Source organism: Parasegetibacter sp. NRK P23 (genome assembly GCF_023721715.1).
Classification (GTDB): Bacteria; Bacteroidota; Bacteroidia; order Chitinophagales; family Chitinophagaceae; genus Parasegetibacter.
The window spans coordinates 2,304,690-2,330,610 of record NZ_JAMDLG010000001.1; the positions used below are offsets into that span (position 1 = coordinate 2,304,690).

Annotated in this window: 19 protein-coding genes; 9 read left to right on the plus strand and 10 right to left on the minus strand. The window is 49.8% G+C overall.

Annotation, left to right across the window (positions count from 1 at the left end):
* Window positions 1–235: 235 nt before the first annotated feature.
* The 3 genes from M4J38_RS09360 to M4J38_RS09370 all read right to left on the minus strand — a co-directional run bounded on the left by M4J38_RS09360 (window position 236) and on the right by M4J38_RS09370 (window position 5,003).
* A complete protein-coding gene (locus tag M4J38_RS09360; protein WP_251759292.1) occupies window positions 236–1,204 on the minus strand; it encodes a retropepsin-like domain-containing protein in 969 nt (322 codons plus the stop codon).
* Window positions 1,205–1,418: 214 nt separating this feature from the next.
* Window positions 1,419–3,695, minus strand: coding sequence for a catalase/peroxidase HPI (gene katG / locus M4J38_RS09365; protein WP_256469197.1), 2,277 nt, complete (start codon window positions 3,693–3,695; stop codon window positions 1,419–1,421).
* A gap of 624 nt (window positions 3,696–4,319) precedes the next feature.
* Window positions 4,320–5,003 carry a TetR/AcrR family transcriptional regulator gene (locus M4J38_RS09370; protein ID WP_251759293.1) on the minus strand — a complete coding sequence of 228 codons (684 nt, stop codon included), beginning with the start codon at window positions 5,001–5,003 and terminating at the stop codon, window positions 4,320–4,322.
* 130 nt (window positions 5,004–5,133) lie between these two features.
* On the opposite strand from M4J38_RS09370, the gene M4J38_RS09375 reads away from it, so the two are divergent.
* The 9 genes from M4J38_RS09375 (at window position 5,134) to M4J38_RS09415 (ending at window position 15,016) form a co-directional block, all read left to right on the plus strand.
* Window positions 5,134–6,789, plus strand: a complete 1,656-nt coding sequence (locus M4J38_RS09375; protein ID WP_251759294.1) for a peptidase domain-containing ABC transporter — start codon at window positions 5,134–5,136, stop codon at window positions 6,787–6,789.
* A 24-nt stretch (window positions 6,790–6,813) separates the two neighbouring features.
* A complete protein-coding gene (locus tag M4J38_RS09380) occupies window positions 6,814–8,154 on the plus strand; it encodes an HlyD family secretion protein (RefSeq protein WP_251759295.1) in 1,341 nt (446 codons plus the stop codon).
* 15 nt (window positions 8,155–8,169) lie between these two features.
* Window positions 8,170–9,570, plus strand: coding sequence for a TolC family protein (locus tag M4J38_RS09385; protein WP_251759296.1), 1,401 nt, complete (start codon window positions 8,170–8,172; stop codon window positions 9,568–9,570).
* A gap of 134 nt (window positions 9,571–9,704) precedes the next feature.
* On the plus strand, window positions 9,705–10,274 hold the full coding sequence (locus M4J38_RS09390) for a hypothetical protein (RefSeq protein WP_251759297.1): 570 nt from the start codon (window positions 9,705–9,707) through the stop codon (window positions 10,272–10,274).
* Window positions 10,275–10,350: 76 nt separating this feature from the next.
* Window positions 10,351–11,343 (plus strand): hypothetical protein, encoded by a 993-nt coding sequence (locus M4J38_RS09395; RefSeq protein WP_251759298.1) that lies wholly within the window; start codon window positions 10,351–10,353, stop codon window positions 11,341–11,343.
* A gap of 39 nt (window positions 11,344–11,382) precedes the next feature.
* Complete coding sequence (locus tag M4J38_RS09400; RefSeq protein ID WP_251759299.1) at window positions 11,383–12,942, plus strand: lipopolysaccharide assembly protein LapB; 1,560 nt, start codon at window positions 11,383–11,385, stop codon at window positions 12,940–12,942.
* 64 nt (window positions 12,943–13,006) lie between these two features.
* Window positions 13,007–13,960 (plus strand): alpha/beta fold hydrolase, encoded by a 954-nt coding sequence (locus M4J38_RS09405; protein WP_251759300.1) that lies wholly within the window; start codon window positions 13,007–13,009, stop codon window positions 13,958–13,960.
* Window positions 13,957–14,433 (plus strand): RNA polymerase sigma factor, encoded by a 477-nt coding sequence (locus tag M4J38_RS09410; RefSeq protein WP_251759301.1) that lies wholly within the window; start codon window positions 13,957–13,959, stop codon window positions 14,431–14,433. The genes M4J38_RS09405 and M4J38_RS09410 overlap by 4 nt, the downstream gene beginning before the upstream one ends.
* The gene (locus tag M4J38_RS09415; RefSeq protein ID WP_251759302.1) at window positions 14,423–15,016 is read left to right on the plus strand and encodes a hypothetical protein; all 594 of its coding nucleotides are present in this window, start codon (window positions 14,423–14,425) and stop codon (window positions 15,014–15,016) included. The genes M4J38_RS09410 and M4J38_RS09415 overlap by 11 nt, the downstream gene beginning before the upstream one ends.
* Before the next feature lie 56 nt (window positions 15,017–15,072).
* Here M4J38_RS09415 and M4J38_RS09420 read toward each other — a convergent pair whose 3' ends face one another.
* The 7 genes from M4J38_RS09420 to M4J38_RS09450 form a co-directional block, all read right to left on the minus strand.
* Window positions 15,073–16,221 carry a TlpA disulfide reductase family protein gene (locus tag M4J38_RS09420; RefSeq protein ID WP_251759303.1) on the minus strand — a complete coding sequence of 383 codons (1,149 nt, stop codon included), beginning with the start codon at window positions 16,219–16,221 and terminating at the stop codon, window positions 15,073–15,075.
* A gap of 215 nt (window positions 16,222–16,436) precedes the next feature.
* Window positions 16,437–17,972 (minus strand): PKD-like family lipoprotein, encoded by a 1,536-nt coding sequence (locus tag M4J38_RS09425; protein ID WP_251759304.1) that lies wholly within the window; start codon window positions 17,970–17,972, stop codon window positions 16,437–16,439.
* A gap of 105 nt (window positions 17,973–18,077) precedes the next feature.
* Entirely contained in the window at window positions 18,078–18,941 is an 864-nt protein-coding gene (locus M4J38_RS09430; RefSeq protein WP_251759305.1) for a DUF4843 domain-containing protein, read from the minus strand.
* 26 nt (window positions 18,942–18,967) lie between these two features.
* A complete protein-coding gene (locus M4J38_RS09435) occupies window positions 18,968–20,431 on the minus strand; it encodes a RagB/SusD family nutrient uptake outer membrane protein (protein ID WP_251759306.1) in 1,464 nt (487 codons plus the stop codon).
* Between the two features lie 21 nt (window positions 20,432–20,452).
* Window positions 20,453–23,878 (minus strand): SusC/RagA family TonB-linked outer membrane protein, encoded by a 3,426-nt coding sequence (locus M4J38_RS09440; RefSeq protein ID WP_251759307.1) that lies wholly within the window; start codon window positions 23,876–23,878, stop codon window positions 20,453–20,455.
* Window positions 23,879–24,027: 149 nt separating this feature from the next.
* Complete coding sequence (locus tag M4J38_RS09445; protein ID WP_251759308.1) at window positions 24,028–25,212, minus strand: FecR family protein; 1,185 nt, start codon at window positions 25,210–25,212, stop codon at window positions 24,028–24,030.
* A gap of 62 nt (window positions 25,213–25,274) precedes the next feature.
* Window positions 25,275–25,862, minus strand: coding sequence for an RNA polymerase sigma factor (locus M4J38_RS09450; RefSeq protein WP_251759309.1), 588 nt, complete (start codon window positions 25,860–25,862; stop codon window positions 25,275–25,277).
* Between the last annotated feature and the right edge of the window lie 59 nt (window positions 25,863–25,921).

Consider the following 25,921-nt stretch of genomic DNA (forward strand, 5'->3'; position numbering starts at 1 on the left):
GTTTATGGGAGACAATACCCATAAATAGGTACATAGCAGACCCTGCAATTAGAAAGAAACACATTTAATGAATCGTTCCACTACGATTGAAATATGTTTCTGCCAGAAAAAATAACTGATCACTTTCAGTACTCGTAAGATGAGGTGAATTCCGACTACCACCAGCGAAATACACTCCGACCAGAAGAGGCTTAAACACGCGGGCCAGCACTGCGTTTTCTATAAAAAAAGGACTTTATTTCAACTGGTCCAATATGGCGCATTTCATTCGTGTAAAATCCAGCACAAGTACTTTTTCCTGAAAGAATTCATTCCCGATCAAACCCAGCGTTCCCGCCTCCCTGAAGATATTGGTATGGAATTTATCCGGATCCGGGTGAATATAAAGTTTCGGCTGCTTGATCTCCATTTTACCGATGAATACTTTCTCTTTAAAAACACCGCCGGGCACATCGTGCGACTTTCCCCAGGTGGTGATGTTCCGAAGTGTATCGGTGTAATTTACAGCCGGAAGTTCACCAAGGAAGGACGCGGTGGATTTCAGCGGGAACAAACTCGCGCCGCTGTCGTAGAAGAAACGGAGTTTTTTTCCGCCCACGGTAACCGGAAGAATGATGCGGTTCTGATACAACATGAAATCCACCACATTGCGTTCCTTTTTAGCATAAAACGCCTCCTTTAACACTGATGTGAATCCGATTTTATTGTCTTTGAAATTGATGACCAAAACCCCATCCCGGAACAGGTCAATGCCAATGGTTCCGATGGTAGCGGAAGCGCCCCTGCTTTCCAGAATTACAGCAGGTTCCACCGCATTGCCATAATTTTCCATTACGCCCAACCGGTTTTTGGGCAATAACTTTCCGCTGATACGCACCAGTGGGTTCGCCACCTGGGTAAAGCCGTCCAGTCTCGTACTATCGGTAATGAAGAACCGTTTTCCCAGGTATGGATACGCTGCCACGAAGGAGTTCCAGAGTTTGCCATAGAAAAAAGTACGGGGCGAGCCCGTATCGAACTGCCAGCGGAAATTAAAGTCAATGGTATCAATTCGTGAACGAAGCATCATCGCGTCCCGGGGATATTGTTCATCCCCATCCCAATAGAAATCGTACCATAAAGTTCCGGGAAAAAGGAGTGTATCCTGCGCGGCCAGACGTTGACCGGAAAGAAGGACCACAAGGATCAGAAGTGTTTTTCTCATGGGAAGTCAGTTTCCATATCAAAGTACTGATTTTAGATTTTTTTTCAAAATCGCTTCATGTTCGCGAAGGAGAACTTTGATAAGAACTGGTAACTTAAAAGTAAAAAAGGACGCTCAGCATCGCATAAGAGAAAATCATTCCCATAAGGACCCAAATAAAAAGAGGGCGCATCGCAAAATGGACACGCCCTCGCGGTTCAATTTCTATTAACTGTTACGCGATATCAAACCTGTCCAGGTTCATCACCTTGTTCCAGGCCGCCACGAAATCTTTCACGAATTTTTCCTTAGCGTCGTCGCTGGCGTACACTTCAGCGATGGCCCTGAGTTCGGAGTTGGAACCGAATACCAGGTCGGCGCGGGTGGCGGTCCACTTCGCTTTTCCGGTGGCGCGTTCGCTGCCGAGGTAGAGTTCCTTGTCGTCGGACATTGCTTTCCAGGCGGTACCCATATCGAGCAGGTTTACGAAAAAGTCGTTGGTCAGCTTACCCGGCTCTTTGGTGAACACACCGTGAGCGGAGCCATCGTAATTGGCGTTCAGTACGCGCATGCCTCCTACCAGCACGGTCAGTTCCGGAGCGGTAAGGGTGAGCAGCTGGGCCTTGTCGATGAGCATTTCCTCGGTAGAAACGGGTAAACGGGAAGCCCTGTAGTTGCGGAAGCCATCGGCTTTGGGTTCGAGGTAGCCCATTGATTCCACGTCGGTTTGTTCCTGCGAAGCATCCATACGTCCGGGCGTGAAAGGCACTTTAATGTCATGTCCCGCTTCGTAAGCGGCTTTTTCAACGGCCGCGCAACCGCCCAGTACAATCAGGTCGGCAAGTGATACTTTTTTGCCGCCGGTTTGCGCGTTGTTGAATTCGTGTTGAATACCGGTAAGTACGTCCAGCACTTTTTGCAGTTGCGCCGGGTTGTTCGCCGCCCAGTTCCTTTGTGGTTCCAGCCTGATGCGGGCTCCGTTCGCCCCCCCGCGTTTATCGGAGCCCCGGAACGTGGCCGCGGAAGCCCAGGCGGTGGTCACGAGTTCGGATAAAGTGAGTCCGGAGGAAAGTAACTTTGCTTTCAGGTCCTGAACATCCTGCTCATTCACCAGTTCATGGTCCACAGCGGGTATAGGATCCTGCCACAGCAGTTCTTCCGCCGGAACATCCGGGCCCAGGTAACGGGCACGCGGCCCCATGTCGCGGTGCGTTAATTTAAACCAAGCTCTTGCGAACGCGTCGGCGAAGGCATCGGGATTTTCCAGGAAACGCCGGGATATCTTTTCGTATGCAGGATCGAAGCGCAGGGACAGATCGGTCGTTAGCATGGTGGGCAGGTGCTTTTTCGAGCCATCGTAGGCATCGGGAATGATGCTGTCCGCATTCTTCGCCACCCATTGGTGCGCACCGGCCGGACTTTTAGTGAGTTCCCATTCGAAGGCGAAGAGGTTCTCGAAAAAGTTATTGCTCCATTGCGTGGGGGTTTTGGTCCATATTACTTCCAGTCCGCTGGTAATGGTATCGGCACCTCTCCCGGAGCCGTAGCTGCTGCTCCAACCGAAGCCCTGTTCTTCAATGCCTGCCGCTTCCGGCTCTTTGCCCACATGCGTGGCGGGTGCGGCGCCATGTGTTTTTCCGAAGCTGTGGCCGCCTGCAATCAACGCCACCGTTTCTTCATCGTTCATGGCCATGCGACCGAAGGTATCACGGATATCCTTAGCCGCAAGTACGGGATCAGGATTACCATCGGGACCTTCAGGGTTCACGTAGATCAATCCCATCTGCACAGCGGCGAGTGGATTTTCCAGGTTGCGGGAATGTATCTTGCCATCGGCATTGTCGTCGGAGGATACCACACCATGTTCTTTGGGCACCCCTTCAGAGCCATGCGCGTAACGGATATCGCCACCCAGCCAGGTGGTTTCAGAACCCCAATACACTGATTCATCGGGTTCCCACACATCTTCCCTTCCGCCCGCGAAACCAAAGGTTTTAAAGCCCATGGATTCCAGGGCCACGTTACCAGTGAGTATCATAAGGTCGGCCCAGGATATTTTTTTACCGTATTTCTGTTTAATGGGCCAGAGGAGCCTGCGCGCCTTATCAAGGCTCACGTTATCGGGCCAACTGTTCAGGGGCGCAAAGCGTTGCTGTCCCGCTCCCGCACCGCCACGCCCATCCCCTACACGGTAGGTACCGGCGCTGTGCCAGGCCATACGGATGAATAATGGTCCGTAATGACCGAAATCCGCCGGCCACCAGTCTTGCGAATCCGTCATCAAAGCATGAAGGTCTTTTTTTACCGCTTCAAGGTCCAGGCTTTTAAAGGCTTCCGCGTAATTGAAGTCTTTGTCCATAGGATCTGAAGCGGGAGAATTCTGGCGCAGCACGCCGACCTTTAACTGAGTCGGCCACCAGTCGCGGTTTCGTGTACCACCTCCGGCAACGCTTTGTTTCATTTTACCGTTGTGGAACGGGCACTTACTGATGTCGTTTGATTCCTTTTCCATGTGTATAAGTTTTGTTCGATGATTTGAAATTGCTTCTATTAAAGTACGTAAAATTAGGGGTTGGCAGCAGTAAACAAAATCAATGTATTTTATTATCGAATAGCTTTAGTCTATATATCTCCTCCGAATCAATCTTTTAGAATAAGCACCTGCACTCCGTATCAGAATATTTTAAAAGATAACCGAAGTGTTTACAGATTGAAATGGATGTCTTGGTTAAAGCATGTTTTTTCACTGAAGCAGCAGAGCAGTAACACGTATGTGCATCACGGTATTTCAACGGTGGGTGACGCAGGAAAACAACGTCGGTGGCACCGCTTTTCCAAACAAGATAAGCATAGCCTTCCTGAAAGCGGCTTTCCAAATCCACATCATCAGTGTAAACACCCATCCCGGAAGAAGATTTTCCCCCGCTCTACCCAAGAAGCATAACGGGTAAGACAATCCATTACCACTTTCAGTTCCATGAAGCAATTTTGAAAATGATTTCAGCAGGTAAACCGGATACTATGTATAAGGTATGAAATAAGACACTGGTCATCTACTAATGAAGGATTTTAAAAACATGTCCTAAACCATTGTCCGGAAATCCTGTTATCAGCGGGTGAAAAGTACAATATCAGATCAGGCAACCGGTGCGTCCAAACTACTGAACACCATTTGTTCCAGGAAACGCACCACGCCAGCATCATCGGGCTCTTGCGCAAAATCGGTGAGTGAGGGCAGGTGGTGTTTAAAAAAGAACTGGTAATGCGCCAGCTCAAGGAGTGAACTGGAAAGTGAACGGGGATATTTATAGGAAGGGTTGTACGCTGTGAAAATATCGGCTATTCTTCCACAAAGATCTTTGTAAGGTTTAAAGAGGCGGTCGCGGTTGTCTTCTTCCACATGCTTGGTCAGGTAGGGTTTGCTTCCTTCCGTAATCGCCACTTCGTACAATCTTGTTTTGTCGATGTGCTCGAAAGTAAACTCATCCTTCAACCGGGACGTGAGCAGTTTGATGACCGTTAGCACTTTTTCGCGTGCGGAGCCCATGTTGTGGGTATGGTAAACGATCTGGTATTCGAGCCAGGTCCAGAACCAGGCGATAATATAAGTGAGCAGCCGGTGCTTGTTTTCGAAATATCTGTATATACTTGCTTCCGTGGTGCCGATTTCCTGGGCAAGTTTTTTAAACGTAAAATCTTCAAAACCCATTTTATGGATCATCAGAATACTATGCTGCACAATACTCCTGCCCAACGCCGATTGTTCGGGGTCGCGGAGGTAGAGCTTGGGGTTCATTTTAATCTGAATCTGGAAGTCCATAAGAACGAGATTAGAGCAAAATTAGAATATTATAACTTTCATTAAATATATTTATCCTTTCATTAACAATAGTAATACTATTATTTAAGTTAGTAAATATAATTTTGTTCAGCAAAAAAGAAATACCCCTATGCAGCAAAAAACTGCTTCCATGTCGGCCGCTATCCGTCAATTGAACCAGGTACTTTTCCCGGACCGGAAAGACGTGGTGGCCATGTACATATTCGCTTTGTTCGCGGGGTTGGTGCAACTTTCGCTGCCGCTTGGCATTCAGTCCATTATCAACTTCGTCATGGCGGGCACATTTTCAACCAGTATTGCCGTACTGATCGGGCTGGTGGTGTTCGGAGTATTTATCGCCGGCCTGTTACAGGTGCGTCAGTTGCAGTTGCTGGAGAAGGTGAAACAAAAAATATTCGTCCGGTATTCCCTTGAATACAGCGACCGTATCCCCAAACTCAACATCGAAAAGCTGGATGGCGAATACCTGCCTGAATTAACGAACCGCTATTTCGACACGGTTTCGCTTCAGAAATCAATGGACAAACTCCTGATTGATTTACCGGGGGCCATCATCCAGGTGACGCTCGGGCTACTTCTGCTGGCTTTCTACCACCCTATCTTTATAGGCTTCGGCCTGTTCCTGATGGTGACCGTGGCCAGTATCATCCGTTTTACGTCTCCACAGGGACTGAGAACCGCGTTAAAAGCGAGTTCTTACAAATATAAAATGGCGGCCTGGTTGCAGGAGATCGCCCGGTCCATCAAATCATTCAAATACACCAAGGGTACTTCCCTGCACATGAACAAAAGCGATGAAGTGGCCGGTAAATACCTGGAATCCCGTACCGGACATTTCCGTATCCTCCTTACCCAGTTCTGGAGCCTGATCTCTTTCAGAATCGTGATTACGGCGGCCATGCTTATCATCGGCGCCTACCTGCTGGTGAACCAGCAGATCAACGTGGGACAATTCATCGCGGCGGATATCGTGATCATCGCGATCATCGCCTCTATTGAAAAGGTGATCACCAACCTCGACTCTATTTACGACGCACTGGTTTCCGTTGAAAAACTGAACGCCATCGCTGGCGCCGACCTGGAAGAATCCGGCACGGTGAAGCTTGCGCCCGAGAAAGAGGGCGTGGACATCAGCTTTAAAAACGTGCATTTCTCTTATGAAAACAGTGACCAGGTGCTGCGGGGCGTTAACCTGGATATTCAAAAACAACAGATCGTTCAACTGAAAGGCGCATCCGGCTCCGGAAAATCCACCGTACTGCGCTTACTCACCGGCGCGTTCTCTAACTTTACAGGCGATATTCTGCTGAACGGTGTGCCGCTATCAAATTATAGTGTGGAAAGTCTGCGTGCACAAACAGGCATCTTACTCAGTGTACAGGACATTTTTGAAGGTTCACTCTGGGACAACATCACCATGGGCAATAAGTCCGTAACACTGGATCAGGTGTCGAAGCTCGCGGAACTTTGCGGCCTGCAGCAATTCATCCGTACCAGCCGTAACGGTTACGACAGCCAGTTGCTGCCGGTGGGCAATAAACTGTCGCGCAATGTAAGGAAGAACATCCTCCTGATGCGTGCACTCCTGGGTCCCAGCCGGCTGCTGTTACTGGAAGAACCGTTTGAGCACCTGCAGGAACCTTACCGGACGAATATGATCAATTACATCCGGCAGGAAAAAAATGCCACCATCGTAATTGCTTCAGAAGACGAAAGGCTCGCGCCGCATTGCGATAAAATTATTCAAATGGACAACCAACAGTAACAGCCACAGGGAAAAACAACAACAATGAACAACTACCTATACCAACCGATTGAAGCAGGAACTGAAAAGTGTCCGTCGGCTTTCGGAAAAATATACCGGATCGACCGGAAAAGCCGGGCCAAACGCTGGCTCTTCGGCACCCTCTTCGTATTGCTGGTGTTCATGTTCCTTCCGTGGACACAGAACATCCGTGCAAGGGGTTCGGTGACCACGCTCCGGCAGGAACAGCGTCCGCAACAGATCAATACCGTGATCGCCGGTTCCGTGTCCAAATGGTACGTGAAAGAAGGAGATTTCGTGAAGGCCGGGGATACCATCCTGCAACTGGGGGAAGTGAAAGCCGAATACTTCGACAGCAACCTGCTCCAGAGAACCCAGCAGCAGATCGTCGCCAAACAACAAAGTATTGATGGCTACCGCAACAAAGCCAACGCCAGCGAAGCGCAAATGGAAGCTTTGCGGGAAGCGAGGAAGTTCAAACTCGAAACATTAGACAACAAAATTACCCAGCAACAATTAAAGATCAGAACCGAAGAGGCTGAACTGATTGCGGTAAAAAACGAACTGGACGCCTACCAAAGGCAGATTGACGCCGCAAAGGTACTGCTGGACAATGGCGCCATCTCCCTCACTGAATTTGAAAGAAGAAAAATTAACTTCCAGAACAGCACCGCAAAACTGAACAGCGCCACCAACAAACTGGAACAAAGCAGGCAGGAACTGGTGAACCTCAGCATCGAAAAACAATCGGCCATACAGGAATATACGGACAAGATCGCCAAGGCACAGGGAGAAGGCTTCTCCTCTTTGTCCGAAGCGGCAACAGCGGAAGCCGAAGTGGCCAAACTCCAGAACGCCTATGCCAACTACGATGTAAGGAACAAATTGTATTATATACTGGCTCCGCAAAGCGGGCAGGTATCGAAGGCCAAAAAAGCGGGTATCGGCGAGTTCCTCAAAGAAGGTGAAATGATCGCTGAAATCGTACCCGATAAGGTACAGTTCGCGATAGAGCTTTTCGTTTCCCCCATGGACCTTCCCCTCATCAGCATCGGCCAGAAAGTGCGTTTCATATTCGACGGGTTCCCGGTAATCGTTTTCAGCGGATGGCCCGGCGGCAGCTACGGCACCTTTGGCGGAAGAATAATAGCCATCGAAAAATCGGTGAGCGTGAACGGCAAATTTCGTGTATTGGTAACCGAAGACCCAGACGATAGAAAATGGCCCGAGCAACTGAGCATCGGCGGTGGCGCTGAAGGCATCGCCCTGCTCAAAGATGTGCGCATTTACTACGAAATATGGCGGCGCATCAATGGTTTCCCGCCGGAATATTATCAGGCTCAGGCTGCACCCGTTCAAAAATAAAAAGCGTCCTTACTGATGAGAGCAAGTTCAATCTATACATTTCTCCTGCTGGCGCTTTTTGGTGCGCGGGGCACGGCACAGGATACCGCCAACACGTTAAGCGTGACCCGTTTTATTGAACAGGTACGCACTTACCATCCTGTGGCCCGGCAGGCCAACCTGCTCACTGAAATGGCGGAAGCCAACCTGCTGGCCGCACGCGGCGCGTTTGATCCCGTAGCTGAACTGACCAACAACGCCAAATCGCTTGACGGTACCAATTATTACCGCAACACGAACCCGGAACTGCGCCTGCCTACAGCATTTGGCGTGGAACTGAAAACCGGTTTTGAAAGAAACGAAGGGGTATACCTTAACCCCGAACGCACCAAAGGAGTGGCTACGTACCTCGGTCTGGAAATCCCTGTATTGAACGGATTGCTCATCGATAAACGCAGGGCAGCTCTACAACAGGCGAAAATTATCAGCACCAGAAGCGAACAGGAAAGACTGGCCGCTTACAACAACCTGCTGTTTGACGCCTACACCACCTACTGGCAATGGGCCGGCGCCCACCAGTTGCTGCAAGTATACCAGGAGTTTGAAGCCATCAGCGCGGAACGACTGGCCCTGGTGCGGCTCTTATTCGAAAACGGCGACCGCCCCATGGCCGATACCGTGGAAGCCCACAGCCAATTGCTCAACTACCGGTTGCTGGCCACTGCCGCGTTGCAGGAACGCAACAGGCAAGCCATTGAACTCTCCGGTTACCTGTGGTCCGAAGCGGGCAATCCTATGTTGTTACCTGAAAACGCCATACCCGACAGCCTCAGCACCAATCTGGAAGCACCTGAAGCATTGCAGGCGGAAGTCATGAACAACATCATCCTCAACCACCCGGAACTAAGGGCCTATCGTTTCAAACTACAGGAAATGGATGTGGAGCTCCGGCTCAAAAGACAGGAACTGTTGCCTGTACTTAAACTGAAAGCGAACCTGCTGAGCAAAGAGTATTATGACTACAAGGAAATCAATCCCGCGTATTTCCGCAACAACCACCAGTGGGGACTTACCTTCAAAATGCCCCTGCTGCTGAGAGAAGCGCGAGGCGCCTACAGGAACGCGCAACTGAAAATAGAATCTGCCAACCTGGATATCGCACGCAAATCCTTTCAGATCGAACAGAAAATTCTGCAATACCTCAACGAAGCGAAACTCCTCCGCTCCCAGTTGCAAACGGCCACTTCCATGTACAACGACCTGAGTTTTTTGCTGAAGACGGAAGAACTGAAATTCTCCCAGGGCGAAAGCGCTTTGTTCCTGATCAACAGCCGCGAAAGCAAGGTGATTGAAACACAACAAAAACTGGTGGAATTGCAGGTGAAATACCTGAAAGCGCTGTACGCCATTGAATGGGCCAGCGGCAGGATGCGGTAGTGAACGAAACGGCTTAAAAAAGGAATCTGAAAATTTTCTTACCTTCATCGCTCCTTAGAATCTATGCATTGAAAAACCTTATCAGCACAACTACGAAAACCAGTAGTTATTCCTTTCAATGCAAAAGATTCTTTATGAAAAGAAAATTCAACGCCTCAATTGTTGCTGTTCTGGTCGCATGCTGCGCCATTTTTATCGGAAGTTGTTCTAAATCCGGGGATGATGGCGGCTCCGGCGGTGATTACTATTTCAGGTTCAAAGCCAACGGCGCTACCGTAGATTACAGCAATACCATTAAGCAGGCTTATTATCCCGGTACCACTTCGGTGAACACCACCACTACCGGCGTTTCCGGATTTTCAGCCATTATTTCCGCCACCGCAGACATCAACCAGGTATTACGCAACGCGGTTTCCGTAGTAATGAATGGCGACGCCGCATTCACCACGGGTATCGACTACACCACCGCCAGCAATTCACCACTCGCACTCATGAACTTTGGGTACTATGATAATTCCGGAAAATTGTTTGTAATGTCGAAAAGCCTGAATATCGTGAACAATCCCGGCTCAGCTACAGTACGTTATTCGGTTATCAACGACGACATCATCCAGGGTGTTTTCTCCGCGCACCTTTATGACAACACCTTAAACGCCCACGTGCAGATTACGGAAGGCGAATTCCGGGTAAAGCGGAAACCATAGCAATATACGTGTTAGAGGGTATGGTATAAGCGTTCCGCAGTTGTTATTATTGCGGGAAGGATCAACCCTGTTCCGTATGAAACTGAAACAACTCTTTTACCTGCTTTCCCTGAGCCTGCTGGCGTGCTCGAAGAACACCACGCCAACCGAAGAGCCGTCACCCGGCAACACAACAGCGGCCTGGATCGCGGATGCGTCCTTTGAAAAAATAAATATCGCCGGAGAACGTGCCGTAAAAGACATCGTCTTCAACGAAGGAAACGCCGCCTACCTCGACGACCTGAACAGGATTTTCTTCTCCTACAGTAACGGAGCGGAATGGAAAGAACAACTCAACATGAGCGGGAACACGATCCGGTGCATCGCCCTCCGGGCCGATGGCGAAAAACTCTTTCTCGGGGGGATCAGTCTGGACAATTATACCTACGGCGCTAAGTTCTGGGTGTACAATACCCCGAAAAACACCGGGGCCACCCTGGATTATAACGGCGAAGCGCTGATCGCCAACCTCAACGACCCCATCCAATGCGATTTCATGCGTGCCTCCTGGAACGGAGACGGATCGGTGTACGCCAGTTTCGGAAGAAGCACCATGAAAGACGGCTTCTTCGGCAATATCCGTCCCGATGGCAGAAAAATCTTCAACCAACGCACGCCTTCGCACACCTATGTAATGGGTAAGAACCCTACCTTCCTGAAAAATCATTGCGAAGGTTTTTACATCGCGGGCAATACCGAACGCACCACACTTTGCGTGTACGAATATGTGCCCAGCGCCAACATGAATATTCTTATTCCGTATTACTCTGATCAGAAAGGCCATAACAACAGCTGGCTTCCTTTGGTAAGCTACTGGAAGGCCGGACTGGTATACCATATTGGGCAGGACAAAACAGGGCAACATGCCATTTACGTTTCACAGGCCAACAGGCTTTTTTACAACGGACAGGAGGAGATTGCCTTTAAAGGTATCCAGGGAAACCTGCAATGCGCATCCATCGACAACAACAATTTCGTTTGGGTAGGAACGAGCGCGGGATTATTCAAAAGCCTGAAACCAATACTTTAATTCCAATTCGATTCTTTCATTCTTATCAACTGATATTCAATGAATCATATCCTTAAATCTATAGTATTACTGGCAAGTGTATGTTATGGAAATATACTGCTTTCCCAGGACCTTAAAATCAGCAGTCTGGGATTGGGATTCTACGGCCTGACGGATCAACAAAATAATGAAGTGGTGAAACGGAAATACCATAAAATATATGACGCCCCCAAAGCCGGCTGCTTTATCGCGGAAGATAAAAACCATAAAGTGGAACTGCTTCACAGGCAAACAGGGAAAGTAATTAAAAAGGGGAAAGACTTAACCATGCTGCCTCAAGGGTACGCGGGCAGCAATTTTATGGTATTGGGTAAAAATGGAAAATACGCCTTGTATAATTTTGATTTTCAGCCATTCAGCAAAGAATACCATCAAATAAAAATAAACTACCATTACCCACAGTATGTGCTCTTCTTTGAAAATACGGACTGGGGCCTGATGAATGCTAAAGCCGAAATACTCATCCCGGCACAATACATGACGATGGACTTCGGACAGTTGAAAGACGATGGCATTTTTCATCCCACGCCGTACTTATTCCGGGTATCGCGACCCAATCAACAAACTATTTATGTGGACAGCACGAATACCATGGACATTGCCGCCACCGCTGCAAACTGCTGTTACCGCGGTGGTGGACTTGGCACCGATTACCTCGCTCAAAGAGCCTTCCTGCTGCAAAACCTCGACAAACTAAAAGGAGTAGGCAAAACCGCTATCGCCAAAACCTACCACACCACACACGACAGCATCAACAACCTGGCAGAAGCCTACAAATGGTACAAAATGGGATGGCAAGAAGCCCCCTCTTCGTTATACGCAGGTTTAAGTCTGGCCGAATTCCTCCGCACAAAAACCGAGTTTCGTGACCTGGACTCCTCCCTCTCCTTCGCTCAACTGTTCAGGGCCGTAGCCGATATGATGCCGTATTACAATATTGAGATCGCAGCTCTTTTTATGAAGAACAATCCCGACAGCGCCCGTTTCTATTATGAGAAAGCCATTTCAAAAACAAAGTTCAATAGCTATGCGCACCTCTACGCCAATATAGGCCTGGCCAAAATACATTATGCAAAGGGCGACAAAACGCTGGCGGCATCGCACCTGCTGAAAGCGAAAAGCGCGGCGGCTGCCAACCACACCCAGGTATATGCGCACCAGGTAGAAGAGCTTGCCGGGATGAAACTGGCCGCGGACGTACTTCAGTACGGACAGGTGGTGCTATTCAATGGAAAAAAAGCAATGGTACTGCATACTTCGCTGAACGGCAGAAACCTCAGCAACGGCGATGTGATTCCGCCCACGGCCACCAATTTTAAAATATTGAACGAAAGCAACGAACAGTTTTTTACCAGATGTCCCGAATGCGCCGGAACCGGCACCGTTACCAAAACCATCAAATCGCCCTATACCTATTCTTATTCGATCAGCGAAAAACATACCGGCTCATCGGTTTCAGGTGACTATATCAAAACCACTACTTATACACCGCCAAGCACGTACAAAGGCGAGGTTACCTGTAGCCGTTGTTATGGCACGAAAAAGGTGGTGAAAAAATAACCAGGAAAATTCCTGCCCTGTTGTAACATTCTGAAAGCCCGCGTATCTAATTCGAAAAAACAATATGCGGCAGGTTCAACCATTCATTCTTTTTACTTTTCTTATCGCCTTCAGCAGCTTTGCACAGGCGCAACAGCTTTATGTAAAAACCTTCGGGCCGGCTTCAGGAAAACCACTGCTCTTTTTACACGGTGGTCCGGGCGGAAGCACCCTCGATTTTGAACTGACCACCGCGCCGGAACTCGCGAAAAAAGGATTTTTTGTGATCGTGTACGACCGTCGTGGCGAAGGAAGGTCCATCTCCGATTCCGCGAAGTTTACTTTTGAAGAAACGTTCAATGATATCCATGGTATCTACAAACAGTACAACATAAAATCTGCCGCCTTATTGGGTCACAGTTTCGGTGGTGTGGTGGCCGGTAAATTCGCTGCGCAATATCCTCAACAGGTTAATCATCTTATTCTTGCGGGCGCGCCGCTTTCTCTTCAGCACATGTTCCGCACTATTCTTACCAACGTGCAAAACGCCAGCAAAGACTCCGGCCTTCTAAAGCAATTGCATGAAGTAAAAGGGTATGATACCGCTTCCATCCATTACAGTTCAGGCTGTTTTATGCTTGCCATGCAGGCGCGCCTTTACAACACCGGCAATCCAACCCCGAAAGCACGGCAATTGTATAAGGAAATGATGGAACATGAAGCGATGAAACAATATACCGCTTCCCTCACCGCCACCAACTACAAAACCATGCTCAATCCTGTGATGGGCTTCTGGAAAAATGAAAAATACACCACACTGGACATTACCACTGCGCTGCATAAGGTCAGCAAGGAAAACATCCCCATCTATGGCATTTACGGCAAAGAAGATGGTTTGTTCAATCCCGCGCATATCAATACGCTACGCGGAATCATAGGAAATGAATCACGGGTTTTATATCTTGACAATTGTTCGCACGGCGTATTCATGGACCAGCAGGACATATTCATCGCATCTATAACCGATTGGCTGAAATGAACAATTTCGACGAGGTGTACCACCAATACTGGGACAGGATTTTCCGGTTGTGCATGGGTTATGTAAATGACCACGACCTGGCACTCGACATGGCGCAGGAGACTTTCGTGATCGTATGGAAACAATTGCCAACCTTCAGGGGAGAAGCAGCCATCGGCACCTGGATTTACCGGATCGCTGTAAACCTGTGCCTGCGGCAGATCGAAAAAAACAACCGCGAATTCAGACTGAAGAAAGATGCTCCGCTGCACCACTACGACACGGAGCATGACCTGGAGCCACGCATCCGGTTGCTGTACCGGCTCATCTCCGAACTCCCGGAACTGGACCGCATCATCATCTCCCTGGAACTGGAAGCGGTGAAACAAAGCGAGATCGCGCGCATCACCGGTATTTCCGACAGCAATGTGCGTGTGCGCATTCACCGCATTAAAGAAAAACTGACTAAAAAATTCAAGGAAAATGGATACTGATATCAACTTCAGCGCCCTCTGGCAGGAACGGCCCACACCCAAAGCCGACAAAACGGCTGTCCTGAAAAGAATAGAAAAATTCAGGTCGCGGAGGATGAAGCGGATCGTACTCGTAAACCTGATGTTATTGGCCACCGCCGCGTTTATTGTGTGGATATGGGTGCATTACCAGCCGAAACTCATCTCCACGAAAGCAGGTATCGTATTGATCATTCTTGCAATTTCTCTTTTTTCAGTGGTATCGGGTAAAATGATCCCACTTTACCGGAACAACGATAACGGCAGCAACGGGCATGATTTCATCGAAAAAATGCGCGCCATCAAAAAAGGAGAACAGTTCCTGCATACCACCATCATGAACTGCTATTTTGTATTGCTCACGGTGGGACTATGTCTTTACCTGTATGAATACACCTTGCGCATGAGCGGTACCGGTAAACTGATCACTTATGGTGCCACACTGCTTTGGGTAGGATTCAATTGGTTTTACATCCGGCCCCGGCAGATCAGGAAGCAACAAAAGGCGTTGAATGAAGTGTTGGATAAGATAGAAGGGATAGAAAAACAATTCAGCGAAGCCTGATGAAAAATGGTAAAAAGAAGTCGCCGCGGTAAGCATTATTACCGCGGCGACTTCTTTTAATGCAAAAGCTCTTTCAACTTTTTACTGAGCGCTTCCCCTCTCAGGTGCGTCGCGATGATCTTCCCATCCGGACCGATGAGGTAGTTCATCGGGACACTGCTTACGCCATACAACTGAACGGCGGCGCTGTTCCAGTATTGCAGGTCCGATACATGCGTCCAGGTGAGACCGTCTTTATGGATCGCGTCCAGCCAGGCCTGTTTGGCTTTTGGCCCGTCAAGTGATACAGCGAGTATGGTGAAATTTTTGTCTTTGAATTCGTTGTACGCTTTCACTACGGAAGGATTTTCATAACGACAGGGCGTACACCAGGAGGCCCAGAAATCAAGCAACACATATTTCCCTTTGAAGGACGACAGACTTACGGGATTCCCCAGGGTATCGTTCATGGTAAAGTCGGGCGCCATTTTCCCAGGAGCGATCCTTGCGGTCACTTCCAGTTTTTTCGCGATATCCTGTCCGGCCAGACTTTGTTTCATTTCCCGTGAAAACCTGTTAAACGAGGCTTCCACCTCGTCTCTGTTTTCCGCAAGCGCCTTCGGATTGGCACGTTCCTTCAACATATTAATGGCGACATAAGAGTTGGGATTGTTTTTAATGAAAGCCAGGTTCACACTATCTTCCTGCTCCCGTATCCTATTCAGCTCCGCGATGGCGCGCGCCTTTCCGACTGAATCATTCGCTTCACGGAATGTGTTCATCTGAAGTACCGTTTCCACCTGTTTTTCTTTAAAGGGTTTCAACGCGTTTTTAAGTGTAAGCAATTCCTTCGTGGATCTTCCGCCTTTTATTTGCGCCACCGACATCCCCTTCCCTTCCAGCAGAATGATTCCTTTTTCGAGGTACACATCCGCACGGTTAGGAGGTGGCCCCAGTAACTCGGCCAATGTGGCGGGCTTTGTAGTGGCCGCTTTCAGAAGAAGCGTTCCCTGCACAGGTTGCGCCACGGTGCCCTTAAAGTAGAAAGCCCCGTTTTCCAGCACCGTACTGTCTTTCCGGCTCTGTCCGGCATCGTTATACATGAGGTGAACTTTCGCGCCTTCCAGGGAAGGATCAGAGATTTTACCTTTTATTTCGAAGGATTGTTGCGCCTGCAGAACTGTGGCTGATAGTAATAATGCGGAAATAATGATTGTATTTTTCATAATTGTGGGGCCTCACCCCGCCCCCTCTCCTGCAGAGAGGGGCAATGTTTTTTGGTAATCGAATTGTGTTTTCTTCAAAGAAATCAGCATAATCAAGCTGCTTTCACGTTGCGCCTGCGAGACTGCGAGACTGCGAGGTACGAAGCAGGAAGCAGGCGCCGTCGCGGGAAAAATTCCATGTATCATTTAATGAAAACAGTTCACCTTGCGCGCAATCAGTTCACCGCCCTCCAGTTCATGTTTTTCACCTTCAGCAACCCACTCCAGGAAACGCCCGGCGTGAGCGCTACCACATTGGGATCGCTGCCCACAATGTAGCGGCGCAGTGTGCCCTTCGTTTGCGCATTGTAAGTTGCCACGTACAAGGCATTGGTAAGTTGATCCACCTGTGTATCGAATTTCAGCATCGTGATTTCGCCCGCATCAATATCAGGAAACTGGTATATTTTCTCGTTCCCGGTATTGTAATCGTAGGCGTATAATTTGTTGTTGGCAACATAAAACACCACGGTACGCCTGGAAGAGAAAGCATAAAAAGTCGCTTTATCGAAGTCGGTGGCCATGGGTTTTACGGTATAAAAACTCCGCTTTCCCGGAGCCGCGCCGTTCGCGTAGAACTTATAAATGAAAGCTTGGTTGGAATTGTCTTTCAGCACAGCGAAAGAGTTGCCGTTGGTGGAACCGCCATCAGTATTGCGTGTATTCTCCGCGTAAACCAGTTTGCGGCCCGTACCCGCCTGGTTCCACGGAAATATATCGCCAGGATTGTCTTTCATGGCTACGGAAGAAGTATTCAGCAGGAACGAACTGTAGTTCATGAACCGATCGTTATCGGTATCGTACCACACCATTGAGTTCATGCTTCCGATGGGATACAACATATAGGGCGCGGCTTTGAGCATCACGTTCATTTTTGTGGCCTCGCGGTTAATGGGATTGGTATAAAAATCCCCGTTCAGGCCCAGGTAAGTAGCGAAGATATTCCCGTCGGAACACAACATGGCCCTGTTTGAAGTGCTGCTAACCGCGCCACCGATATCCCTGATTTGCGGTGCGATCAATATAGGATCCAATCCATCTTTATTGATGGGATCTGTGGTATACACCAGTCGTCCGAACCTGTTGGACGCAGCCCCTCTCATGCTGAGGCGATCCAACTGGTAAGTTCCGGAGCCCGTCATCACCCAGAGTTTCATATAACTTGCGCTGCCGCCGGTATGTACCACACCGATGGGAGTTTTCAGCACGGGCAACCCGCTTTGGGAAAGGACGCCTTTTACGTGGGCGGTATCCACCACCATGGAGAGCATTTCAATTTCAGCATTACCGTTTTCATCTTCACCCATCAGCATCCAGCCTCTTGAATAGGGCGTTGCCACATTGAAGTTGGTCCTTGTTTTCCAGACCACACCCGTTGTTTGGTCCAGCACCCGGAAATGCAGACTGTAGTTATCGGGTGGAAGATTAATCGCATAGTCCAGTGCGGCTTCGGTGCCGATGGTATCTATCACGGAAGTACCCTTGATCACGATCCATAAATAGCTGAATCGTTCCGGATCACCATTGCTCATGGTCATGGTGATGGTGGGTTCTATTTGCAACTTATCTACCCCTGTCATCCCGGCGTAAACAGCTTCTATTCCCGAGATCGTGATCTCATTGATCTCTTTATAATCGTAGTTCCCCTTATCCTTGTAGCAGGCGGTTACACCCAATACGATGAGGGAAAGCAGTATGATGTTTTTTTTCATGCTCAAATGTTTTAGTCAGCTCCGGCAGCGGGGTACAGGCGACCTCCACCGGCCAGTTTTTATGAAGTTCGAAAAGTGGATCCGGCCCAAGTTCAGGGCCAGGCATCAGGGGCCAGGCACCCAGGGTACGCCAATGTAGGAGGTCCAGGGAACGGCGCCCATGAACATCAGCCGGCCGTCATCTTCCAATACGGGATCCTTGGCGTTGTACCTTTCAATCAGGTAGTTACCGCCCTCAACGGCGATCAGCAGCGCCAATACAGTGGGCATGGTGGTCGTACTTCCAAAATCAGCGTAAGTCAGGTTGAAGAGACGGCACATCAGTTCTATTTTCTTTCTGGAGAAAGCGCCCCACAAACCGGACTCCATGTTTCCGGGCTGGATGGAACCGATCCACACCGCGGGTTGCACCATAAAATCGTTCACGTTGATCTTGTGCAGGCTGGCGTCGAATTTTTGCACGATACCCGTGGAACTGGCCGTATAGCCCGGTACCGCGTCCCATTCCGGGAAGGAAAGTTTGAAATGCTCATTGGGCAGCAGTTTCAGCCCGATACTTTTCGCCGAGGTCTGAAGGTCGTTGGTCCGTTTCAGGGTAACGGGCACATAAGCTTCCATTTTCCCTGCCGGCACCACCAGTTCCTTAGAAATGGTTTCAAAATGAACGCCCGCCTGCGCCGTGGTAGAATCGGGATCGATTTCCACCAGGAAAGGGCGGTCATAATCTTTGGCAGGCCCGGTGATCATCACCTTTATGTTGATCGTCACCTCGTTGCCGGTAAGTTTTACAAATTCAACGTTGGTAAAAGGCTGGTAGGGCCAGGAACGTTCGTTTCCCCAGGAAGCGCCGTGCTGCACGGCGAAGTAAACGCCTTCCACCCCTTCATACTGCATCATATCCTTTTTGCAGGCGGTCATCGACAGCAGGAAAAGCGATAAGAGGAGGACTATTTTATTGTTACGGAACATAATCTTTCTTTTTTGCTGATGAATATTTATTTGCCACGCTGACTGATTTCACTGTCTGGCAGCGGCACCACATAATTTTCAAGCACCATTGTTTTCGTACCGGTAAGCGCGGCGTTGTTGGGAATGGTTTGGATGGCGTTGCGTTTGTAGTAGAAGAACATTTGTCCCTCTCCAATCATTTCGCGCCTGAACTCCGCGGTGATGGCCGCTTTCAGATCGGGTTCACCGGCGGGGGACACACTCACGCAGTTCCTCGCGGAACGCAGCGCGTTCAGGTAGGCGGTTCCCTCTTCCAGTGTACCACTGCATTCAGCGGCGATCAGCAGCAATTCGCTCAGGCGGATCAGCGGGATCATATAACGACCAGGGGCATCCACAAAATCTTTGTACTTCTGGTTGGTAAGCAGTGTCGCATTATCCAGTGTAACGTTCTCCCATATACGCCTGCGGTAGTCGTTTTCATCGTTGTACATTTCGTTCACCCGCGCCATATCGGCGTTCCCGGCATTGAAGGATAGTCTTGCCCCGGGCTGAATGGCAGCCGAAAAAACATTGTTGTAAATATTGATCCGGTTGCTGTTGTACAGGGCGAACATCACTTCCGTGGAGAACATACGGTCGGGCTTATCCGCACTGGTAGCGGCGGCGTTCGTTACATAAGGGAACACCGGTTTTGAAGGCGACTGCACTTCTTCCAATATCGCCTTAGCCTCCTGGAAAGCGGCGTTCTTTTCTTTCATCCAGCTGTAAGCCCGCGCCATCAATGCGCGCACGGCATAATAGTTCAGGCGGTACTGGCGGAAGAAGAGCTCGTTCGTTCCGGCAGGATTGGCGGCATTGCGTACGCCTTCCGTAAGCACCGGATCGGCTTCGCGCAGCAGGTCACGCGCGGCGGTGAGGTCTGCCAGCACCTGCTCCATCACCTGAGCCGAACTCAGCAACGGAGTCACTTCCGTTACCGAAGTGGTTTTGTAAGGAATAGCCGGCAGCGATTTTTTTTCTTCGGACCATATCGGCCCGAAAAGCCGCAGCATATCAAAATGCAACAGGGCACGCAGCGCCAGCGCTTCGCCTTTCACGATACCGAAGTAGGGCGCGGGCAACAAAGCGTTTTGTTCCCCGCATTTTTCGATGAGCACATTACAATTGGCGATCAGCTCATAGCTTTTCTTCCACATGTTGTCGAAACTCAGCTTTGTGTTGTCGGCCGTGTAGGTGAACATGGTGTAATTGTAATACGGATGGGTGGAAGACACCATATAATAATACTGGGCCAACACATCTAGCACGGTGGCAGACATGTTCTGCCCGTATATCGAGTTATTCGTGAGTTCCACATAAACGCCGTTCAGCGCTTTCAGGTAACCATCGCGGGTAGCGAAAAGCATATCCTCCGATAAACGATCAGAAGGCTTTACATCGATCCACTTTTTACAGGAGACCGAAGTAACCGCGAATACCGCGCAGGTGATAAATATTTTAAGCTTCATACAAACTTGTTTGGAATGGTGTTAAAAACGGATACCCAGCGACAACGATACGGAACGGGCGAAAGGATAATCCAGTCCCCTTTCGTTGACCACGGTAGCGATACGGAAGATATCGTTCATGTACGCGCGCACATTCATGGACGAAGCGCCCATTTTATGCAGCCAGGCGGCGGTGGTGGTTTCATACCCCACCGAAATGGACTCTCCGGATATCAGGTTGTTGTTGGCGATGAACCGGGAAGAAATCGGCGTTACGTCGGAAGAAGAGATCGCCCGGAATACCGCGTTGTCTCCGGGATTTTTCCACCGGTCATACAAAGCGCGTTTATCCTGGTTCAGCGCGATATTGGCCATCGAAATATTCTCCACTTTTTCATAAAGGGTCTGCATGAATACCTGTCCGCCCAAACGGTACCGCAGGTTAATGGAAGCGGAGAAACCTTTGTAGCGGGCCGTTGTGCCGATGATGCCTTCCAGGTCCGGATCGCTGTTGCCCACCACCCTTTCGTCGTTGTAATTGTGTACGAAGGTTTGCTTGTCGTTGCTGTTCAGGAACACTTCCCTTCCCGTAACGGGATCGATGCCCAATGAACGGACGGCCCAAAGATCGGAGGGGCTGCCACCATCATAGTATCGTACGAGGTTACGGCTCTTGTTCTCCTCATTGAACTGATCCAGCGCATTGCCAATATTACGGTACTCCGATTTCCATTGGCGCATGTTCACATTCACAAGCCAGTTGAAATTTTTCCTGCGGAGGAAGGTATAATCGGCGATGACGGTGAACCCTTTTGTTAGTTGCTCTCCCATATTCTGGGGGATGCTGGTTACGCCGGAAGAAGAAGGCATGGCCACGAAAACCAGCAGTGGATCTGTGTTCTTGATGAAATAATCCGCGTTCACCCGCACGCGCCTGTCGAGCAGCACCACGTCCAGACCGATGTTCTTATCCAGTGTTTTCTGCCATTTCAGGTTGCTGTTGCCGAAATTATTGATCACCACACTGGAACCGAAAGGATTGCGGTTTTCATTGTTGTAGCGGTACACCCGCATGGAAATATAATCACTGAAATTCTGGTTACCAGGATTCCCGATGGAGCCACGGAGTTTCAGCATATCGAACCAGTTCAGGCTTGAGTTCCGGATGAAGTCTTCGTTGTGAAGGTTCCAGCCCGCGCCGAACGACCAGATGGACGTAAACTGTTTGCTGGCGCCATACACGGAGGAACCATCGGAACGCAACGTGGCGTCGAACAGGAACCTGTCGTTGTACGCGTAGCCGGTATTGAGGAAGAAACTCGCGTTCCTGCGTTGCGCTTCTTGGTAAACCGATCTTTTTCCTTCAGGATAGCCAAAGGCAAAAGTGGGATTACTGAAATCATCGTCCACGAATCCACGCACTTCATAACCGCTCATTTCGGATTCCAACTGGTTCATCCTCACCCCCGCAACAGCGTTCAGCATATGCTTTCCGTTCAGCAATTTGCCGTACGTGAAACTGAAATCGCCGTCGTAGTTCATCTCCTCCGAAATGTTCTCATTGTAGGAACCTTGTTGCAGCACATCCACGCCAAAGAATTCGGAATTGAACGGAGAGCGGAAAATTTCATCTCTGGCGGTGATCCTGCGCACGCTGGCGCGGCCCCTGGCCCGGAGTTCATCAAAGATGCGCCATTCTATTTCAAAGTTGTTGGTAAAGCCCTGCGAACGCGATTCGTCCACATTGTTGTTGCTCATATCATAGAGCGGATTGAACACATTCATCGTTTGAACGGAAAACGTGCCGACATCCAGGTATTGAAAAGATTCCATCACCTTATCGATGCCGCCCTGCGCGTTGTATTTCCTGTGATAAGGATTCGCCCTGGAGAAACGGGAGAAAGGCACACTTTCACGGCTGGCGCTGGTATAATCGATACTCAGCGAGTTATTGAACGAGACTTTTCCTTTGCGGTAGATGAGCCGTATGTTGCCGCCGGTTACATCGCGGGAAGAGCCTTTCATCACCCCGTTGGTATTGCCGATGGTGAGCATGGCGCTGTAACGCAGGTTCGCGTCGCCGCCTTCGGCCATCAGCGTGTGTCGGAGCACGGGCGCGAAGCGGAGCGGTTCGTTGGGCCAGTAGGTATTCACACCGCGTTCCACTTCTTTTTTCCGGTCAAAATATTTCTGCTCCTGCTCATAATTGGTGAGGTTGCCGTTCGCGTCGCGGGAACTGAAGAAACCGGAGAGCTTTTCGAATTCGAGTTTCTCCGCGGCGTTCATCAGGTTATAATCTGAAAGATCGGCGAAAGAAAAGGAGGAGTTGAGGTTGTACGATACCCTGAGTTGGCCGGGCACAGGTCGTTTTGTTTCCACCACCACCACACCGTTGGCGGCCCTGGAACCGTAGATGGCCGTGGCCGCGGCATCTTTGAGTACGGTGATGCTTTCCACGCGGTCCATGCTCAGGTCGCTGATGATGGTAAGCGTGGTTTCAAAACCGTCCAATATAAACAAGGGTTGGTTGGGATTGGTGCCGTATTCTTCCGTTAAGCCGATCACACTGCTTTTGCCCCGGATTTCAATATCGGGCAGGCGGTTGGGATCGGAGCCGAAAATATTGTTATCGAGTACCGCGAACGAAGGGTCCAGTGTTTTCAGACTTTGAAGGATATTCTGGTTGCCGATGTTCTTCAGTTCTTTTGCGGTATAAGTAGAGGAAGAACCGGTAAAACTTTCTTTTTTGCGCTGATAGATACCCGTTACCACAAGATCGGTCATGGCCGCGGCGGACACGATCATTTTTATCCGCAGCGGGCCGGAGCCATTCACTTTCACCAACTGGTTTTCATAACCAACATAGGACACCACCAGCGATTGCCCGCGTTCGGCTTCCATACTGAAGTTGCCCTGGGCATCGGCGCTCACCCCTTTGCGGGAACCTTTCACAACGATACTCGCCCCGGCAATGGGTTCGTCCTGTTCGGAAAGAATGGTTCCCGTTACACGAATCAGCGTATCGGCGCGTTGCACAGGATTTGCCGGTATTTTTTCGGCGGCAGGTTCTACAGAAACAATTTTACGGGACAGCGTAACCGTTTTTCCATCCAGGCGGAACTGCAGGGGCTGGTCTTCCATCACCTTCCCGAGGAAAACTTCCAGCGGCATTTGCTTCGCGGAAACATTCACCGGTTTAGTACCGGCCAGTAACCGCTGGTTGTAGAAGAATACCACCCCGGTTTGTTGCTCCACGAGGGAGAACAGTTTTTTCAACTGGATACCCTTACCCGAGATGGTCACGTTCTGGGAACGGGAACTGGCCGACACGGTAAGGGAAGCGACGAACAGAAAAAAACTCAGCATTCTCATAGCTTTCAGAATTGGTTTCCAGCGACCTTCCCTCCATAGCGGGAAAGCGCGTGGCGATCTGCCACACAGGGTAGCAGACACAGCAGTTTTTTGCATACTTTTGTTGCAGTTTGGTTGTTAAGAAATATGCTTACAGCGCATTTTTATACCAGCCATCTTTTCGCCGGGGGTGTCGCAAGCACCTCCGGCTCTTTTTTGGCCGGTTCTTTCACAGGTAGGTAATGGTTATATATTGATCTTCTTTTTTAAGGTAACACAATCAGGCGCCGCCCCTCCATCCGGAAATGCACCTCGGATTCTTCCAGCGATTTCAGCACACCTGATAAACTCACATCTTTCCGCAGTTTCCCCCCGAAAATGATATCCGGAATTCCTTTTTCGTACACCACTTCTATATCGTACCAGCGTTCCAGTTGCCGCATCACTTCTTCAATGCCCGCACCATCAAAATTGAACAAGCCGTTTTTCCAGGCCATCACTTTATCGGTATCTACTTCTGTTTCAAGCGCAATACTATTGGCATTGCTTACTGGCAGGCGTGCCTGCTGCCCCGGACGCAGCAACAGTTCCCCTTTTCCGACCGCCTTCATCTTCACCTTTCCTTCCAGCAGCGTAGTATAGATCGCCTTTTCATTGGTGTACGCGTTCACATTAAAACTGGTACCCAACACTTCCACTTCCGTTCCGGCGCCGATACTCACCCGGAAGGGCATATCCGCATTGTGGGCCACTTCAAAATATACTTCTCCTGAAACCTGCACCCGGCGCTCGTTCCCGGAAAAAGCGGTGGGATAACGCAAACAACTTTCAGCGTTGAGCCAGGCCCTGGAGCCGTCGGGCAACAAGATGCTGAACTGGCGCCCCTTTGGCGTGGCAATACTGTTGTAAGCGACAGCGCCTTCCTTTTGCTGTGGTTCATACGCCACCAGTCCATCTTTCAGCACTACTCTGGTCCCGTTCTGGGTGGAGATCACCCCATTTCCCAGACTATCCAGCACCACCTTAGAACCATCCGCGAGCGTAAGCACGGCCCCCTCTTTCCCGGGCTGAATTTCTGCCGGAGTAGTGGCTACCTGCGGTGTGTCTTTCCCTTGCTGTTGGGAGAACAACCAAACTGCCCCTGCCAGTACTACCATCGCGGCTGCGGCCCAACCCCAGTTGCGCAACCTCCGCACCTTAGCGGTTCCGGAACCAATTTCCGCTACCGGCGAAGCAGCCATGCGGGTTTGCAATTCCCTGTACCATTGTTCAATAGCTTCTTCTGCAAAATTATTTTCAGGGTTTTCTTTCAATTTCTCAGCGATCAGTGCTTCCCATTGCTCCGCACCTTCCTGGCGGTGAAGCAATTCCCTGAACCTTTTGATTTCCGATAAGGCCATCTTTCCTGCCAGGAATTTCTCCATTAATTGTTGCTGTTCAGTAGTATCCATAAGAAGTTGTTACGGTAAAGACACCGGTTCACCGCAGGGTAATGCGTTCGGCAGAAAAAAAATTAACGGAGTTTCCAGAGCGCAAGCAGCAACACCAGCAACTGTTCTCCCTGCCCGGAAAGCTGCCTGCGGATGGCAATAAGGGCGCGGACCACATAACTTTTAGATGTGTTCTCCGAGATACCCAGTTTAGCAGCGATCTGCGCGTGGGTGAGCCCTTCGAACCTGCTGAGCCTGAAAACGGTCTGCATCTGGGCCGGCAAACCCGCTATGGTTTCCATTAAGCGCTTTTCGAGGTCCCTTGTTTCCGCCTGTTCCAGCGGTGTGGTGTCTTCGTACAGCAGGAATGACTCGAGGAACTCCCCGGAGCCGTTAAGCGGGAGCTGCTTTTTCAGGTCGTTGAAAATGCAGTTCCGGGCCACCACATAGAGGTAGGCTTCAAAATGTTCCACTTCGCGGAGTTTTTCCCTGTTGGTCCAGATGCGGAAGAAAATATCCTGGGTGAGGTCTTTGGCGCGTTCGTGGTGTTTGGTAAAACGGAAGGCGTTGTTGAACATGGCGGGGGCATAGCGCTCGTAGATTTGTTTGAAAGCGCGCTGGTCGCCATCGGCGATTTGCTGGGTTAGTTTTGTATCGTGGTATTGCCCCATGGGAGATATGGGGCGAAACTAAAACAAAATTGGGAATGCGGGAGATTGCGCATTAGGGC